This is a genomic window from Microvirga sp. P4_G7 (genome assembly GCF_056401005.1).
On sequence record NZ_JBFUKD010001205.1, the window covers coordinates 1 to 522 of the forward strand.

General features: G+C 62.3%; 1 protein-coding gene. It reads left to right on the forward strand.

The annotated features are described in order from the left end of the window. Positions 1-25: 25 nt before the first annotated feature. On the forward strand, positions 26-522 hold a 497-nt coding region (locus AC1DT3_RS23900), incomplete at its 3' end, for an ABC transporter substrate-binding protein (RefSeq protein ID WP_477467622.1).

Sequence of the window (522 nt, forward strand, 5' to 3'; positions counted from 1 at the left end):
GATGCATCGAGGCATATGGCGGAAAATGTGGGCGGCGTTGGCGATCTCGCTCACGTTCGCGTTTTCGGCCGCTCACGGCGACGATAACCCTCCAAGCACGGACCTGCCGGAGCGTCACGGCTTGGCCATGCACGGCGAGCCGGCCTTGCCGAAGGGATTTTCCCACCTCCCCTACGTGAATCCGGAGGCTGTCCAGGGAGGCCGAATCACCGTCGCAATCCAGGGGACATTCGACAGCCTGAATCCCCTGATCGTCCTCGGCCTCGCTCCTGATGCCGTGCCCCGATACGTGCTGCAGAGCCTGATGATGCGATCCCTCGACGAGCCGTTCAGCGTCTACGGCCTCGTCGCCCGATCCGCCGAAATGCCGGACGACCGCACTTCCATCACCTTCAATCTCGACCCGCGAGCCCGTTTCTCCGACGGACACCCGCTCACAGCGGAGGATGTACGCTTTTCATTCGAGTTGCTGAAGAAGCACGGCAAGCCGTTCAACCGGACCAGTTTCGGACAGGTCAAAGC